13 protein-coding genes and 1 tRNA gene are annotated in these 17,857 nt (G+C 28.7%); 5 read left to right on the top strand and 9 right to left on the bottom strand.

Going from position 1 to position 17,857, the window contains the following annotated elements; translation table 11 throughout:
- Window positions 1-42: 42 nt before the first annotated feature.
- The 4 genes from Q0733_RS05435 to Q0733_RS05420 all read right to left on the bottom strand — a co-directional run bounded on the left by Q0733_RS05435 (window position 43) and on the right by Q0733_RS05420 (window position 4,070).
- Entirely contained in the window at window positions 43-774 is a 732-nt protein-coding gene (locus Q0733_RS05435) for a LytTR family DNA-binding domain-containing protein (protein ID WP_298779891.1), read from the bottom strand.
- Window positions 775-2,676, bottom strand: coding sequence for a sensor histidine kinase (locus Q0733_RS05430; RefSeq protein ID WP_298779889.1), 1,902 nt, complete (start codon window positions 2,674-2,676; stop codon window positions 775-777). It lies immediately after the preceding gene.
- Between the two features lie 269 nt (window positions 2,677-2,945).
- Entirely contained in the window at window positions 2,946-3,641 is a 696-nt protein-coding gene (locus tag Q0733_RS05425) for an IS1 family transposase (RefSeq protein ID WP_298779886.1), read from the bottom strand.
- Window positions 3,642-3,998: 357 nt separating this feature from the next.
- Window positions 3,999-4,070 (bottom strand) — tRNA-Gln (locus Q0733_RS05420).
- A 170-nt stretch (window positions 4,071-4,240) separates the two neighbouring features.
- Between Q0733_RS05420 and Q0733_RS05415 the strand changes: the two genes are divergently transcribed.
- Complete coding sequence (locus Q0733_RS05415; protein WP_298779884.1) at window positions 4,241-7,375, top strand: DUF2723 domain-containing protein; 3,135 nt, start codon at window positions 4,241-4,243, stop codon at window positions 7,373-7,375.
- A 52-nt stretch (window positions 7,376-7,427) separates the two neighbouring features.
- On the opposite strand, the gene Q0733_RS05410 is transcribed toward Q0733_RS05415, so the two are convergent.
- Complete coding sequence (locus Q0733_RS05410; RefSeq protein ID WP_298779882.1) at window positions 7,428-7,721, bottom strand: co-chaperone YbbN; 294 nt, start codon at window positions 7,719-7,721, stop codon at window positions 7,428-7,430.
- A 94-nt stretch (window positions 7,722-7,815) separates the two neighbouring features.
- Window positions 7,816-9,039 carry a metallophosphoesterase gene (locus Q0733_RS05405; RefSeq protein WP_298779881.1) on the bottom strand — a complete coding sequence of 408 codons (1,224 nt, stop codon included), beginning with the start codon at window positions 9,037-9,039 and terminating at the stop codon, window positions 7,816-7,818.
- Between the two features lie 137 nt (window positions 9,040-9,176).
- Between Q0733_RS05405 and polA the strand changes: the two genes are divergently transcribed.
- The 4 genes from polA (at window position 9,177) to Q0733_RS05385 (ending at window position 14,322) form a co-directional block, all read left to right on the top strand.
- A complete protein-coding gene (gene polA, locus Q0733_RS05400; protein WP_298779880.1) occupies window positions 9,177-12,026 on the top strand; it encodes a DNA polymerase I in 2,850 nt (949 codons plus the stop codon).
- Between the two features lie 9 nt (window positions 12,027-12,035).
- Entirely contained in the window at window positions 12,036-12,851 is an 816-nt protein-coding gene (locus tag Q0733_RS05395; protein WP_298779878.1) for a putative zinc-binding metallopeptidase, read from the top strand.
- A gap of 99 nt (window positions 12,852-12,950) precedes the next feature.
- Entirely contained in the window at window positions 12,951-13,328 is a 378-nt protein-coding gene (locus tag Q0733_RS05390) for a hypothetical protein (RefSeq protein WP_298779877.1), read from the top strand.
- Between the two features lie 31 nt (window positions 13,329-13,359).
- Window positions 13,360-14,322 carry an L-threonylcarbamoyladenylate synthase gene (locus tag Q0733_RS05385; protein ID WP_298779875.1) on the top strand — a complete coding sequence of 321 codons (963 nt, stop codon included), beginning with the start codon at window positions 13,360-13,362 and terminating at the stop codon, window positions 14,320-14,322.
- On the opposite strand, the gene Q0733_RS05380 is transcribed toward Q0733_RS05385, so the two are convergent.
- The 3 genes from Q0733_RS05380 to Q0733_RS05370 all read right to left on the bottom strand — a co-directional run bounded on the left by Q0733_RS05380 (window position 14,323) and on the right by Q0733_RS05370 (window position 17,855).
- Window positions 14,323-14,670, bottom strand: a complete 348-nt coding sequence (locus tag Q0733_RS05380) for a phage holin family protein (protein ID WP_298779873.1) — start codon at window positions 14,668-14,670, stop codon at window positions 14,323-14,325.
- 68 nt (window positions 14,671-14,738) lie between these two features.
- The gene (locus Q0733_RS05375) at window positions 14,739-16,547 is read right to left on the bottom strand and encodes a lysophospholipid acyltransferase family protein (RefSeq protein ID WP_298779871.1); all 1,809 of its coding nucleotides are present in this window, start codon (window positions 16,545-16,547) and stop codon (window positions 14,739-14,741) included.
- Window positions 16,548-16,601: 54 nt separating this feature from the next.
- Window positions 16,602-17,855 (bottom strand): aspartate kinase, encoded by a 1,254-nt coding sequence (locus Q0733_RS05370; protein WP_298779868.1) that lies wholly within the window; start codon window positions 17,853-17,855, stop codon window positions 16,602-16,604.
- Window positions 17,856-17,857 lie beyond the last annotated feature (2 nt).

Raw genomic sequence — 17,857 nt, 5'->3', positions numbered from 1 at the left:
CTTGAAACTTTTAGTGTTTTTTTTAGGGAAGTAAAAATGATTTTATAAAAAAGAAAGTGCCTTTTCTATAGATTTTTTATATTTTGAAGAAATAGGAATATCCGTATTGTTTATGGTTAAGAAATCTTTACCAATCACCTTAATTTTTGTAATATTAATTACATAACGTTGATGCGTTTGAAGAAAAACTGTGGTTGGAAGTAATTTTTTAAATTCTGATAGTTTACTTCTTACCACATGGGTTTTGTTTTCTAAACTAATTTCTAAATAATTTCCTTCAGATTTTATAAATAAAATGTCTTTTAGTTCTAACTTAATTCGCATAAACTTATCCTTAATAAAAAGAAAGCTTTTTATTTCATCTTCTAAATGAGGCTGTTTTTCTTCTTCTTTTTGTGCTAAAAAATTTGTTATTGCAATATTTATGGTAGTTAGTAAAGTAGGTTCTTGGTAGGGTTTCATTAAATAACCATTTGGCTTTGTTTCTAACACTTCTTTTAGCGTTTTTTGATCGCCATAAGCTGTTAAATAAATAATAGGAAGTTTTAAATGTTGTCTAATCTTTTGACCTAGCCAAATACCATTTTTTTGGCCTGCTAAATTAATATCTATTAAAACTAAATCTGTCTTGTTTTCTAATAACTCTTCCCAAGCTATTTCTGCTTTAGCAACAGACCCAGATATTTCGTAATTATTAGAAATTAAAATACTTTCTAAAGAGGCTCTGGAAATTGCCATATCTTCTACAATAAATACTTTAAGTGGCTTTAACATTTAATTTAATTGGGTTTTTACATTAAACATAAAAGTATACGATACCCCATTTTCACTCTTCACATTAAGAGTTGCATCAATTTCATCAGAGAACATTTTAATTAATTTTAGACCTAACGAATCAGATGATTTGTAAAACAAATTCACATCCATTCCAACTCCATTATCTTTGTAAATAAATTGATATTGTTGCTCTTTATCTTTTAATAACTGAATTGTAATCGTTCCTTTATTCTCTGGAAATGCATATTTTAAAGAGTTGGTAATTAGTTCATTTAAGATAAGTCCTATAGTAGTTGCGTAATTAATAGGTAAAGAAATTTTGTCAATTTTTGTTTCATACTTAATCTCTTTTCTAATAGTCACTTGCAGTAATCTACGACCTAATTCTTCTAAATACTTTTGCATTTTAATTGTTGATAGATCCTCCTCTTGATAGAGAATTTCATGTGCAAAAGCTATAGAACTTATATGTTTTTGAAGATCATTAACCATCTCAGAAATACCTAGATGTTTGTGTTTTTGAAATTGTAAATTTAATAAGCCTGAAATTTGATGTAAGTTATTTTTTACTCTATGATGAACCTCTTTAAGTAATATTTCTCTCTGTTGCAAAGATTTATAAGCTAATAGTTTTTGTTTTTCAATAATATCAGATTTCTTCTTATTAGTTTTATACACAAAAAACAAAACAACTAACATCATTGCTAATAAAGCTATCCCTATTTTTTGATACAAGCCAACCTTACTTTTTTCTTTTAACTCTACCTTACTCTCTTTAAGCTGGTTAGATATGTTAGATACATCTAGTTTTACTGTTGCTTGAAGGTGTTTTTTATTTATCTCTTCTTGCTCAAGCGAGTCAACAAGGTTTTGTTGTATTTCAAAAAAAGAATTTGCCTCTTTTATCTTACCCTGTAACATGAAATTTTTTGCTTTTAAATTAAGTGCTTTTATTTTTAACTGATCACTTTTATAATTCTTTAAAATACTAAAAATATTATCTATATGTTTTAATGAACTATTGTTGTTATTCTTATAGTAAAAAATTTGAGCTAAATCATAATTAGCAGATAACTCAAGGTGAGTTTCTTTGGTTTCTCTGCTAGACTTTAATACAGCATATTCAAAAGGTAGTGCTTTATCGTATTCTTTGTCTTTTATATAAATAGCTGCTTTGTTAGCATTAATAGAATTCTTAAAATGATTTAAATATTCTGAAGATACTTTTTCTTTCTCAATAACTTTTGTATTAATGGTTTGCAAAGCTTTGTCAAAATAATACATAGAACTATCATATTTTCTTCCATAAAAAAAAGAGATTCCTATATTATTTTGACAACTAGCTATACTATAAAATTCTTGTATAGATTCTAAATACTTTAATTGTTTTTTAAAATGTACTTGAGCTTGTTTATAGTTTTTTAATTGAAAATAAATTTTAGCATAAGCACTATTAACCGCTTCATTTGCGTTAAAATTTTTATTATTTTGCCCATCAAAAGGGTGCCCATATATTCCCCTTTGATTATAATATTGTGGTAATATTTTAATTAATTCTTCAAATTGTTTAGAATTGTAATACGCGGTTTTTAAAACATACAATACAAAAACAACTTCTTTCATTTCAAAAAAACGATTAAAGGTTAATAACTCTTTTGCTCTTGAAATTGTTTCTGGTATATTAAATTGATTGTTATAATAATGAAAAAGATAATATTTTGCCCTAATATAAGCAACTTCATTTTCTGCCTTATCAATCCATTTCAGGCAGTTTTCTGCAAGCTTTAAATGATCTTCAGAAAAGTTATACTCTGAACGTTTGTATTGAATGACTTTTTCGAAAAAAACAACAGCTTTGTCATATTGTAATGTATTTTTAACAGCGACTAAATTTGGCATTATTGAATCTAATAGCCTGTTTTGTCCAGATGTTGAAAACACAGATATAAGTAAGAAACAAAAAAAAGCTTTCCGCATTATTTTATTGAATAATCATTTTAATACTACTAATTTCTGTATTTTATTTTAGAATTTATAAAAAATGTGAGGTTTATATTCTTTTTTGTGAAATACTGCTTCACCAGAAGATCCTGATAGTGGGTTTTAATAAGTTTAGACATGCAATAAAAAATAGATAAGTAATTAAGAATTACTCAAAAAGTAAATATCTATAGCGACTTCTTCGACTTTATACGAATATATCCCCAAAAATAAATTTTTAAATTATCTTCAAGATATTCTTGTTTTCTAGAGTAACAGATAGTTCCCCTACTTAATCTTTTATTATGGGTTCGTAAAGTTAGATTTTTTCGTTCAATTATATTGGTACAATAATTAAATACTCTATGAATTTCTTTTGGGATAAGTGGAGGATATATGTTTAATAGATCTGTATAAATTCTAACTGGTTGTAAGGCTAGAAATTTATCCATAAGAGGTTTTATGTTTTTCTTTGATTTATTACTAACAAAAAAATTAATCACGCATTTTGTTTTTCTTTCTATTACATATGTTACCCAAGTCATTTTGTTTTTATTGCCAATAAATGTCCATATTTCATCAACTTCAAATTTGCATTTAAAATTAGAAAATATGTGAGGCTTAATTCTAAAACTAATTTTAAGCATTCTTGAAAGAACTGTATTTTTTGATATTTGTAATATCCTTGAAATACTTCGAATACCACACCCTTCTTTCAATAAAGTGATTACCATTTTATCTGTATTCTTTTTATATGCCTTATAACTGTATTCTATTTGAAAATTTTTGTTGCAAATTTTACATTGATATCTTTGTAAGTTCTTTTGGAAGTCATTTTTAACAGTATTTCTTTCATTACATTTGGGACAAATTTTCTTTTCCATCCACTAATTTAATACATAAAGCTAATAAAAACCTTTAAGATATTATCTGTTTTCTTGACAGGGTTTGTATTCAGTAATAACAAGCAATAAAAATAATGTGTAAATCTGATAATCAGCAAGTTGAAATAATTAAAATAACAATCCACTAATTTAACCCATTATCGTACTATCGTACGTTCGTACACTTCAAATTTAAAAGAGTTTTCACTCCAACGCTAGCAAGTTTACGAAATAAAACCAACAAGTAACAATGTTTAAAAAATAGGCTTCTAGGTATTCTGAGTTTTCGATTTTTATTAAAGCGACACCTTTTAAAGTTTAAAACCCTCTAAATCAAAAGATTAAGAGGGCTTTCTGTTGGCCTACAAGGACTCGAACCTTGAATGTCGGTACCAAAAACCGGTGTGTTACCAATTACACCATAGGCCAATGCTTCTTAGCGGATGCAAATTTAATGTAAACTTTTAAATTAACAAACATTTTTATATAAATTTTGAATTTAACAAACTTTTATGAGCAAAATAACCTTTATAAAGAAGTATAGTCTTCGATTATAATTATATTTATTAGTAAATTCGCCCATATATTTTTATCAACTTATGAATTCAGAAAATTTTAAGAAATGGAACATCATTTTAGGATGGGTTACATTTGCAATTGCCTTAATAACATACACATTAACATTAGAACCTACTGTTAGTGCTTGGGATTGTGGCGAATATATATCAACTTCTGTAAAACTGGAGGTTGGCCATCCGCCAGGAGCACCTTTATTTCAAATGTTAGGTGCATTTTTTGCCATGTTTACTTCAGATGTTACTGAGATTGCTAAAATGGTTAACTTTATGTCTGCTTTAGCAAGTGCATTTACCATTTTATTTATGTTTTGGACTATTACCAATTTGGCTAAAAAATTAGCTTTAAAAGCTGGTAAAATTTCTGACGGAAGTTATATTGCAATTCTTGGTAGTAGTTTGGTTGGTGCTTTAGCATATACATTTTCTGATAGTTTTTGGTTTAGTGCGGTAGAAGGCGAAGTGTATGCAATGTCTTCATTTTTAATGGCGTTATTATTTTGGCTTGGTCTTAAATGGGAAAGTGAAATTACAACCCCAAGAGGCAACAAATGGCTAATATTAATAAGCTTTGTAGTTGGTTTATCTTTTGGTGTACACATTTTATCTTTATTAGTAATACCAGCTATTGTAATGTTATATTACTTTAAAACTTACAAAAACATAAACATTAAAACTACTGCTATGGCAAGTGTTTTTTCTGTATTCGTTTTAATTTTAGTATTTAAATTTATATTTCCGTTTACCTTAAAATTCTTTAGTGTATCTGAGTTGTTTTTTATCAATACTGTTGGTTTACCTTATAATTCAGGAAGTATCATTGCCGCAGTTGTATTAATTGTATTGTTTTACTTAGGATTAAATTATACCAGAAAAGCAAAAAAAGTGGGTTTAAATACTTTAATTCTTTCTGTATTATTTATTATGATTGGTTTTTCTTCTTGGATGATGTTGCCAATTAGAGCCAATGCAAATACAACCATCAACGAAAATAACCCATCAAGTGCGCGCGAATTATTAGCCTATTACGAACGTGAACAATATGGAGATGCTAATGTGTTTTATGACACTTATTATTCTAACACATATAGCAGAGAGCAAGACGCTGCTAACCCTACCAAAGACGACAAACCTAAATACGAAAAAAAAGATGGTAAATATGTTATTGTAAATGTATACAAAGATGTTTTACCAAATTGGTCTGACAAACACAAGGGTTTTATACCAAGAATGGTTGACCCAACTGAAAGTACTGTAAAAAGATACAAGGCAATTGCCGGCATACCTGCAAACAGCCAAAGAAGACCAACTTTTGTAGAGAATATAAAGTTTATGATAAGCTATCAATTTGGCTACATGTATGGTCGTTATTTTATGTGGAATTTTGTTGGCCGTCAAAATGATATTCAAGGTAATTTAGATATTTATAATGGAAATTGGATTAGCGGAATTGATTTTATTGATGAGGCAAGAATTGGATCTCAAGAAAAATTACCCAACTATGTTTTAGAAAATAAAGGACGTAATAAATATTATTTTTTACCGCTTATTTTAGGGCTTATAGGTTTATTATATCAAATTAAATGGGATAAAGAAAATTTTTTCACGCTGCTTTTATTCTTTTTATTTACAGGAGCCGCAATTATATTTTACACAAATCCAAAACCGTTTGAGCCAAGAGAGCGTGATTATGCCGTAGTAGGTAGTTTTTACATTTTTGCTATTTGGATTGGCTTTGGAGTATTCGCACTTTATGAAAATTTAAAAAGATTTGCACCAAAAAAATTAATTGCAATTGCAGTTACGGTTATCTCATTTATTGCTGTTCCTTCAATAATGGCTATAGAAAATTGGGATGATCATGATCGTTCTAACAGATATACAACACACTTAAACGCACAAGCGTATTTAGAAAGTTGCGATGAAAACGCCATTATGTTTACCATTGGCGATAATGATACTTTTCCGCTTTGGTACATGCAAGAAGTAGAAGGTATTAGAACCGATATAAAACTGGTAAATACAAGTCTTTTTCAAACAGATTGGTATATAGACCAAATGAAAAAAGCTTCTTACAAAGCAGCACCTATACCATCAGAATTAACACATGATGAATATAAATACGGTACTTTAGATGTTGCTTATTATTATGAAGAATTAAGAGCCATACCAAAAGATTCTGCTATTTCTTTAAACGATTTTATGAGATGGATAAGAAGTAATAATAAACGTACTTTTTATGATTTAGATGATGATGGTAATCCTGAAAAAATGCTACCAACCAATAGAATTAGAATTCCTGTAGACAAAGAAAAAGTACTACAAAACGGAATTGTAGCTCAAAAAGATGCAGATAAAATTGTGCCTTATATAGATATTACTGTTGGTAGAGTAATTGGAAAAAACACCATTTTAATGTTAGATATTTTAAATAATTTTAATTGGGAACGTCCAATCTATTTTACAGGTGGGTCAAATGCTGATAGCGAATACATTTGGTTAAAAGAGTACTTACAACTAGATGGAGTTGCCTTTAAATTTGTACCGATAAAAACACCTATAAAAACGTTTAACGAAGAGGGTAAACTTATAAGAGAATTAAGTTTGTTTGATATAGGAAGAATTGACCCTGAAAAGATGTACAAAAATGTACAAAAATGGGATTGGAGAAATATAAATGATGGTAAAATTTATTTGGATGAACAAACTAAAAGAAACGCCATTTCTTTAAGAAATAGTTTAATGCGTTTATCTAATGCATTTGCTGAAGAAGGAGATACTATAAAAGCTATTGAAGTATTAGATTTATCTTTAGAAAAACTACCAATTAAAGATTTTGATCATTATAGTTTGTCTATGGAATACCCAGAGATGTATTACAAATTAGGAGAAAATGAAAAAGCAAGAGCTACAGCAGAAACACTAATTGACTTATTTAAATCAAAATTAGTATGGTTTAGTACTTTTACATCAGAAGAATTTGATTTAATTTTTGAAGAATTCGATTTATCTTTTAGATATTTATATGGAGGTATAATTGATCAGGTTGTAAAATATGATGATGACGATTACGCCAAAGAGCTACAAGAAGAGTTTAATAAAACACTTTACCTATTTAGTCATATAATTCCGCAAGAAGAAAATGAAGATTTAGAATAAATAAAAGAGGCTGTCTGAAAAGACAGTCTTTTTTTTCTTTATTTATAAATTCTTAAAAGTATTTTTTAAGCAAGCTTATTAAAGTTGTTGCGTCTTTAAAACCCGTTTCTCTCCATTTCATTTCACCATTTTTAAAAATCATAAAAGTAGGATTCATTTTAATACGAAGAGCATCCACTAAATTCTCATTCTTCTCAATATCTATTTTAATCACTTTTGCTTTATCACCTAGAGCAGCAGCAACATCTCTCATAATATGAACACTATTATCTACTTCGTTCCAACTTGTATAAAAATCAATTAAAACTGGTTTATCTACACCTATTAATTCTCCAAATTTTGTCATAATATAATATTTTTTTGGGGGGAAGTAAAAACCTAATATTTAAGGAAAAAATAACTTTACAAAGATAATAAAAACCAATTAAATATGCTGATTATCAAGCTTTTTTCAAAGTAATTACAGTAATTTCTGGCCAAATACCAACTCTACCAGGAAAAGCATGATAACCAAAGCCCCTATTTACATTTACATATCTACCAAACTCTTGATACAAGCCAGCCCATTGTTTATATACGTATTTAGATGGGCTCCATTTAAACCAACCTGGTATTTCAATACCCATTTGTAACCCATGTGTATGACCACTTAAAGTTAAATGATAATTAAAATCGTTATTTTTTACTTTGTTTTCCCAATGACTTGGATCATGGCTCATTAATATTTTAAAATCTTCTTTTTTAATATTTGATGATGCTTTTTCTAAATCACCCGCTTGATTAAAACCTTTTCCCCAATTTTCTACACCTAAAAGTGCAATTTTTTGCCCGTCTTTTTCTAAATACCTGTGTTCATCTAACAATAAATCGAAACCAATTTTGGTATGAATATCTTTTACATCTTCAAAATTTTTGGCTTTTTCTTCAGGGCTTTTCCATTTCATGTAATCTCCATAATCATGATTTCCAAGTACAGAGTATTTACCTTCTTTGGCTTTTAACTGCGCAAACATATCAATCCAATTATCCATTTCATCTGCTTTGTTATTTACAATATCTCCCGTAAACAATAACAAATCAGACTTTTGTTCATTAATTAAATCAACACCATATTGAATTTTATTTTTATTGGTAAAACTACCAGAATGGATATCTGAAATTTGAGTGATTGTAAAACCATCAAAAGCTTCTGGCAAATCATCAAAACTCAATTCGTATTTTAATACTTTATAATTGTATTTACCTTGTATTATTCCGTAAATAAAGCCACCAAAAGGTATGGCTGCTAATCCTAAAGCTAATTGCGAAATAAATTTTCTTCTGCTTGGTAAATTTCTGGTTTCTCCATTAGAAACTGCAGAAACTCCTTTTAAAATCCATCTGTAAATATCCTCACCAAACAATACCAAAATGATAATTAATTTTGGAATTAAAACGGTAAGCAATAAGCCTACTGCCATTTGAAATTGTGGTGTTTGACCATTGCTTCTATCGTACGTTAATGCAACATATAAAAAGTGTATATAGATAGCAACACTTATTATTAAAAATAAAAATCTAACTAATTTACTTTTAGAAACAGTTTTAAATGCTTGAAAAGTATAAATTTCTACAGCTAAAATTATGGCTGTTAAAATTAGTAAAGGAAAAAACCAACGTGGCATAAATAAATTATAAAAATGTTACCAAAGATAACACTTTAAATATCGTTTGAATTTTAACATCCTGTTAAAGTTTTGTACCTTTCTACCTTCTATTTTTATCAAAAATTAGAAATTATTTAAACAAATAAATCATTAAAATGTCAGATCAAAAAAGAGTTTTTTTAGTTGATGCTTTTGCATTAATTTTTAGAGGATATTATGCTTTTATTAAAAACCCAAGAATTAACAGTAAAGGTTTAGACACCTCTGCAATTATGGGCTTTATGAACTCTTTATTAGATGTTATAAAACGTGAAAGACCAGATCATTTAGCCGTTTGTTTTGACAAAGGTGGCAGTGTAGATAGAGTAGAAATGTTTGAAGCCTATAAAGCCAACAGAGATGAAACTCCTGAAGCCATAAAAATAGCTGTTCCTTATATTCAAGAAATCTTAAAAGCCATGCATATTCCAATTATGGTAAAAGAAGGTTTTGAAGCCGATGACGTAATAGGAACACTTGCAAAACAAGCAGAAAAAGAAGGATTTAAAACTTTTATGGTAACACCTGATAAAGATTTTGCACAACTAGTTTCTGAAAACATTTATATGTACAAACCACGTTTTGGTGGTGGTTATGATATTTGGGGAGTGCCTGAAGTACAAGAAAAATTTGGTGTAGAAACTCCAGAACAAGTTATCGATTTTTTAGGAATGATGGGAGATTCTGCTGATAATATTCCTGGCTTGCCCGGCGTTGGAGAAAAAACTGCTAAGAAATTTTTAGCAGCTTACGGGTCTATGGAAAACTTATTAGCAAACACGCATGAGCTAAAAGGAAAAATGAAGGAAAAAGTAGAAGCTGCCAAAGATTTAGGTTTGCTTTCTAAAAAATTAGCAACCATAATGTTAGATGTTCCTGTAACTTTTGATGCTGATGATTTTACTTTAGATAAACCTGATACAGATAAAGTAACTGAGCTTTTTAACGAATTAGAATTTAGAAATTTATTAACCAATTTCTTACGAACTTTTGCTGTAGAAAATGCACCAGCAACAAATTCATCAGAAAATAAAACTGAAGAAAAATCAAAAGCAGTTGCAAAAAAAGCAGCTTCAAATGTTGGAGATCAGTTTGATTTATTTGCGGCTCCAGGTACAGGTAGCGTTTCTGAAGAAGCAATAGCATCTGGTTTTAAATCTATTGAAAACACCAATCATTTTTATCAACATATAAATACACCATTATCAAGAAAAATATTAATTGAAAAGTTATTGCAACAAACCTCTGTTTGCTTTGATACTGAAACTACAGGTTTAAAGGCTTTGGAAGTTGAATTAATAGGTATTGCATTTTCTTATGAAGTTGGTAAAGGTTATTATGTTTCTTTTCCGGCAGATCAAGAAGAAACGGCAACTATTTTAGAAGAGTTTCGTCCGTTTTTTGAATCTGAAGGAATTGAAAAAATTGGTCATAATTTAAAATACGACATCAAGGTTTTATCAAATTACAACATGCCTGTAAAAGGAAAGTTATTTGATACCATGATTGCACATTATTTGATAAATCCTGATATGCGTCATGGAATGGATACTTTGGCAGAAACGTATTTGAATTATCAACCAGTTTCTATTACAGAATTAATTGGTAAAAAAGGAAAAAATCAGCTTTCTATGAGAGTTGTTCCAATTGCAGATCAAACAGAGTATGCGGTGGAAGATGCAGACATTACCCTTCAATTAAAAGAACATTTTACCAAAGAATTAGAGGCTGGAAATGTTACTAAATTGTTTAATAAAGTTGAATTGCCTTTGGTGTCTGTACTAACAGCCATGGAAATTGAAGGTATAAATGTAAACACAACTTTCTTAAAAGAACTCTCTACTGCTTTAACTGATGATATTAATAGGCTTGAAAAAAATATTTACGACCAAGCTGGAGAAGAATTTAATATTGCTTCACCAAAACAATTAGGTATTGTATTGTTCGAAAATATGAAATTGGTTGATAAACCTAAAAAAACAAAAACTGGGCAATATAAAACAGGTGAAGATATCTTATCATATTTAGCAAAAGACCATCAAATTATTAGAGATATTCAAGAATATCGTCAATATAAAAAATTACAAAGTACTTATGTAGATGCTTTGCCAAATGAAATTAACCCTAAAACAGGAAGAATTCATACAGAATATATGCAAGCTGTTGCTGCAACTGGAAGGTTGAGTTCTAACAACCCGAATTTACAAAACATTCCAATAAGAACAGAAAGAGGTCGTGAGGTTCGTAAATCATTTATCCCAAAAAACAAAGATTATGTTTTGTTAGCAGCAGATTATAGCCAAATAGAATTGCGAATTATTGCTGCTTTAAGTGAAGAAGAAAACATGATAAACGCCTTTAAAAATGGTGAAGATATTCATGCTTCTACAGCTGCAAAAGTGTTTAATGTTCCTTTGGATGAAGTTACTCGTGAACAAAGAAACAATGCTAAAACCGTGAATTTTGGTATTGTTTATGGAGTCTCTGCTTTTGGTTTAAGCAACCAAACCAACTTATCTAGAAGCGAAGCCAAAGAATTGATTGATACGTATTATGAAACCTATCCTAAATTAAAGGCATACATGTCTGCTCAAGTAGATTTTGCACGTGAACACGGATATGTAGAAACCGTTTTAAACAGGCGTAGGTATTTAAAAGATATCAATTCTAGAAATGCAATGGTTAGATCTGGAGCAGAAAGAAACGCCGTAAATGCACCAATACAAGGCTCTGCAGCAGATATTATTAAATTAGCAATGATTAATATTCATAATCGTTTTGAAAAAGAAAAATTTAAATCTAAAATGCTATTGCAAGTGCATGATGAATTGGTTTTTGATACACATAAAGACGAATTAGAAATCATTAAACCAATTATAAAACACGAAATGGAAAACGCTTTTAAAATGAATGTTCCTTTAGATGTAGAAATGGATATTGGTTCTAATTGGTTAGAGGCGCATTAAATTTTACAAATGAAAAATCACTTTTATCCTTTTGTATTAATTTTTATAATTTTTTTCCATAGTTCTTGCGGTCAAACTACAACCGTAAGCAGTGATAACGCTTGGGGAATTTTAGAAGGAAAATTAATCGCTAAAAAAAATTCTAAAGACAGCATTGCTAAAAAGTATTGGAATTATCTAAATGAGAAATTACCAGAAAAACTGTTAACAAAATATATTTCTAAATTACAATTGTTTTCTGATGGAACTCAAGAAGAACTAGGTGCAATAACACCCTTAAACACAAACAATACTACTTGGGAAATAGCACTAGATACCACTGATTTTAATTTTAAAAATAACAACCAAAAATATATTTTAGATTATACGCACACAATTATTCATGAATTTGGTCATTTACTAACCTTAAATCCGGAACAAGTTACAATTACAAAAGATGAATATCAAGATGATAAAAAAGGATATTTAACTTCAGAAGGCTATGCCAAAAAGGACAGTTATTTAGGAAAATTTGTACAAAAATTTTGGAAAACCAAGCTTTTAAATAAGTGGGATAAAATAGATACTATAGAAGATGAGAATAAAAAATTAGAGCAATTATATGATTTTTATTTAGACAATAAAAATTGCTTTTTAACAGATTATGCAGCTGAAAGCCCAGAAGAAGATATTGCAGAAGCTTGGACATTTTTTGTGTTAAATAATAAGCCAACACATAATAAAATTAAGCACAAAAAGGTTTTATTCTTTTATAATTTTCCTGAATTAGTAGCTTACAGAAATCAGATACGTAAAAATTTGAAAAGCGATATCTTATTAAATTAACAACTAAAAACAAATAGATTAATTCTTCCTAACCTCCTCATAATAACAGCACGTTTGTTATTGCAGGTTTACGAAGCAATCTCTTTAATCATAAAAAAAATGGAAATAGATTATCTTGAAGACATAAATGGGCATGAACAAAATATTGTAAGAATGTATAATTTTAATAAAGCAGAATCTATAAAATTTAGAGACTTGTTAAAAGAAACCGTTGTTGAAAAGAAACAAAAATTAGATTTATCGCAAGTAGATTTTATTGATACAGAAAACTGTAATTTAATTTTTGGTTTATTTAAATCTGATGAAGGAATTATAACAAAAGACAAAGAAACATTTTTTTGTATTTTAACTCTAGATGGTTTTATAGAAATGTTAAGACTCTTAGAACCTTTTTGTAAAAAAGAAACCAAAGGATATCAATATTTATATGATGTAGACACACCTACAGATTTGTTATTTTCTCCTTCTGCTAGTTGATAAATAATTGTAATTTTACAGCTCAAAACTTATGAGTATCATTTCTAAAGACATACAAAAAGCAATTGCACTTTTAACCAATGAAGAATTGGTTGCAATACCTACTGAAACCGTTTATGGTTTAGCGGGTAATATCTTTAGCGAAAAAGCGATTAAAAGTATTTTTGAAACCAAAAAAAGACCTTTTTTTAATCCTTTAATTGTACATATTTCTTCTGTAGACATTTTAAAAAACATTGTTTCCGAAGTACCCAAAAAAGCACAAATTTTAGCTGATAAATTTTGGCCAGGCTCAATGACTTTGGTTTTAAAAAAGGATAAAAGTATTCCTGATATTATAACTGGCGGAAAAGATACAGTTGCTGTTAGAGTTCCTAATCATGCAGTAACATTAGAATTATTGAGTAAATTACCATTTCCTTTAGCTGCACCAAGTGCAAATCCGTTTAATAATATTAGCCCAACAAAACCAGAACATGTAGAGCGTTATTTTAAGAATGATATTAAAATGGTTTTAGATGGTGGTTCTTGTAAAAACGGAATAGAATCTACAATTATTGGCTTTGAAAATGAAGAGCCTATTATTTATAGACTAGGTGCTTTAGCTGTAGAAGATATAGAAGCAGTGGTAGGTAAAGTACTTGTAAAAAACAAAAAAGAAGAAAACCCAGATGCTCCAGGAATGTTAGCAAAACATTATTCGCCACAAACATTTACGGTTTTAACAACTAATATTCTTGATGAAATTAGTAAGCATCAACATAAAAAAATAGGCGTTTTAGCTTTTAATACTTCTTATAAAAACGAAGGTATTTCAACAGAAATCATCTTATCAAAAATATCTAATTTACAAGAAGCTGCATCAAAATTATATGATGCTTTACATGAATTAGATCATTTAAATTTAGACATAATTATTGTAGAAAAATTGCCTGAAAATGGTTTAGGAAACTCTATTAATGATCGTTTAAAGCGCGCTGCTTTTCATCAATAATTATTTCTTTTCATCTTTTAAAAGTGAGAATAATATCGATCTAAAAATTGATAAAAGGACGCTAAACAATAATGCTATCCAAAAGCCGGAAACGGCAAAACCATCTACCAATTTATCTGCTAATAAGATAATAACTGCATTAATTACAAAAATAAATAAGCCAAAAGTTACTATTGTTGCGGGTAATGTAAAGAAGATTAATAAAGGTCTTACAATCATATTTAAGGCAGCAATAACAATAGCAACTATAATTGCTGAGGTGTAACCAGAAACTTCAACCCCAGTTAAAATATTAGCTAAAACAATTACTGCTAAAGCCGTTAGTAAGATTTTTAAAAATGTTTTCATGTATTGTGTTTACACTATTTAAAGCGAAAAGTGTACCAAATTTAAAAACGGAAGTTTTGGCAGTATCATTATTTCTTATTCAACTCAGCAGCTTTCAATTCTAACTCTGCTTGAAATTCTTCCATAACAGGTTTTACGGTACTTTCTGGTATATCTGCAACTTTAATATACATTAACCCATCAACTGCATTATTAAATTTTGGATCTACATTAAAAGCCACTAAACGTGCATTTTGTTTTACGTATTTTTTTATCAAAACAGGCATTCTTAAAGCACCGGGTTCTATTTCATCAATAATTTTATCAAATTTTTGCATATCTGCTTTTGTAGCATCAAACACAAAATCTTTATCACCGTCTTTTAACTTTACCTTGTATTCTTTTTTTGGTTGAATATATTGCGCAATATATGGGTCATAATAATGAGATTTCATAAACTCAATCATCAACGATTTTGAAAACTCAGAAAATTGATTACTTATAGATACGCCTCCCATTAAATATTTATGCTCAGGATAACGCAAAGTAACATGTACAATTCCTTTCCATAACAAAAATAAAGGCATTGGTTTTTGTTGATATTCTTTAATGATAAAAGCACGTCCCATTTCTATAGTGTGCTCCATCATTTTATGTAATTCTGGCTCAATCCTAAACAAGGTATGAACGTAAAAACCATGGATGCCATATTTTTTAAAAATCTCTTTTCCTAGTCCCATTCTATAGGCTCCAGCTAAACAATTTTCTTTTCTGTCCCATAAAAACATATGATAATAATATGTATCATATTTATCTAAATCAATAGCTTTGTTTGTGCCTTCACCAACACCTCTAAAAGTAATTTCTCTTAACCTACCAATTTCGTGTAATAAATTAGGTATCTGATTTGCATTGGCAAAAAACACTTCATAATTTTTACTTTCTAAAAGACGTCCATCTTTTTCTCTTAAAGCATCTACTTCTTTAATTAATAAATCAACATTTTTTTGAGTTGTAACTTTCTTAGCTGGTTTTTTAGGTATTTTTATATTTTGAGTTGATAAAATCTTATTCGATTTCTCAAAAGGATTTGCCAACATATAAGTTTTCTTTCTAATAAATTTATAAAAAGCAGGTATTTCTGTAAACTCGTTTTGGTCTTTTACAGAGATCGGTTTTCCAATTCTAACTTTTATAACTTTTCTTTTTTGAGAAATTACTTCTGATGGTAATTTTGCGGTTCTAAGTGTGTCGCTAATTTTTGATAAAAAATAAAAAAGACGACTATTTTTAGCATGAAAATAGATAGGTATTATTGGAACATTCGCCTTTTTAATAAGCCTAACGGCTCCTTCTTCCCAAGGTTTATCAACTTTTAGTTTTCCTTCTTTATAGGTTGATACCTCACCCGCAGGAAAAATACCTAAAGGTTTTCCTTCTCTTAAATGAGATAATGCACTTTTAATACCTGCAACGCTAGATTTTGCATCCTTTCTGTTTTCAAAAGGATTTACTGGCATTATATAAGGTTTTAACGGAGCTACTCTATGCAATAAAAAATTGGCAATTATTTTATAATCGGCTCTTTTTTCTATTAATAATTTTAATAATAAAACACCATCTATTCCGCCTAAAGGGTGGTTAGATATGGTAATAAAAGCACCATCTTTTGGAATTCTTTGTAAGTCTTCTTCTGGAATTTCAAACTGAATATTACAATCGTTTAAAACGCTATTTAAAAAAGTTAACTCTTTTTTATTTTTATTTTTATTGTATATTCTATTAATTGCAGAAATACGTAAAACCTTTATTAAAACCCAACCAACAAAAGTTCCTAAAAAACCAAAATTTTGTAAACCAAGTACTTGAGCAATTTCTTTAGATGTTACTAATGCCATGATTAAAAATTAGACGCAACTGCAAAAATACTAAAAATACTTACACTTAATTTTTTAAAAAGGCTTCACTACAATTTGTGAAGTTTCTTTATTAATTTGTGTTAAAAGAGAGGTTCCCTTTTGCTCTATAATAGCATTTGCTTTATCATCAAAATGACGAATTGTATATAAATCTACACCTTGCTGTACATCAATTTTAAATTGATTTTGAAGTTCATTATAAAATGCATCAAACTTATTAAACTTATTATCAATACAAACAGAAAAACTTATAGCAGAATTTTGCATCATGTTTACTTTTAACTGATAATCATGTAATTTTTGAAAAATATAACTCATATTATTTTCAACCATAAATGAAAAATCTAAAGCAGAAATTGAAATTAAAATCTGATTTTTCTTAACAATAAAACACGGAATATAAGGCTCTAAAGTAGATCCTCTTGCAATTTTTGTACCTGTTTCTTTAGGATTAATAAAAGAACGAACCAATAATGGAATTTCCTTTTTTTGCAAAGGTTGTATTGTTTTTGGATGAATTACAGAAGCTCCATAAAAAGCCATTTCAATTGCTTCTTCGTAAGAAATTTGTTGTAATAAAGTAGTATCATCAAAAACTCTTGGATCTGCATTTAATACTCCTTTTACATCTTTCCAAATTGTAACACTTTCAGCATTTAAACAATAAGCAAATATACCCGCTGTATAATCAGACCCTTCTCTACCTAAAGTGGTTGTGTTTTCTGTATCATTTGCTGCTATAAAACCTTGTGTAATATTTATTTTATTAGCATCTACTTTTGCAGTAATAATATCTTCTGTTAATTGCCAGTCAACTTTAGCATCTCTATAATTACTATCTGTTTTTATATAATTTCTAACGTCAAACCATACATTTTCTTGGCCTAGTTTTTCTAAATATGCACTTACTATTTTGGTTGATAAAAGCTCTCCAAAACAAATTATTTGATCATAAACATAATTAAATCTTTGTGATGTATTTCTTGCCAAAAACCAGCCTAACTCACCAAAAAGAATATCAATATCTTGATGAATTTTATCTTCTTTCTCAAAAAGAGAATTCATAATATCTTTATGATACTCTTCAATAAAATTTAATTTTTGAGGTAAATCTTGCTCTTTATTGTAATACGAATTTATTACATCTTCAAAAGCATTCGTCATTTTTCCCATCGCAGAAATAACAACTAAAGTGTTTTTAGCCCCTTCTTGCTTTATAATGTTTGCTACATTTTTTACACTTTCTGCATCTTTTACAGATGCTCCACCAAATTTAAAAATCTTCATTT

It is taken from the genome of uncultured Polaribacter sp., assembly GCF_947500975.1.
Taxonomy (GTDB): Bacteria; Bacteroidota; Bacteroidia; order Flavobacteriales; family Flavobacteriaceae; genus Polaribacter.
Note: the sequence above shows the minus strand (reverse complement) of the source record. Positions and strands in the feature narration are given on the sequence as shown.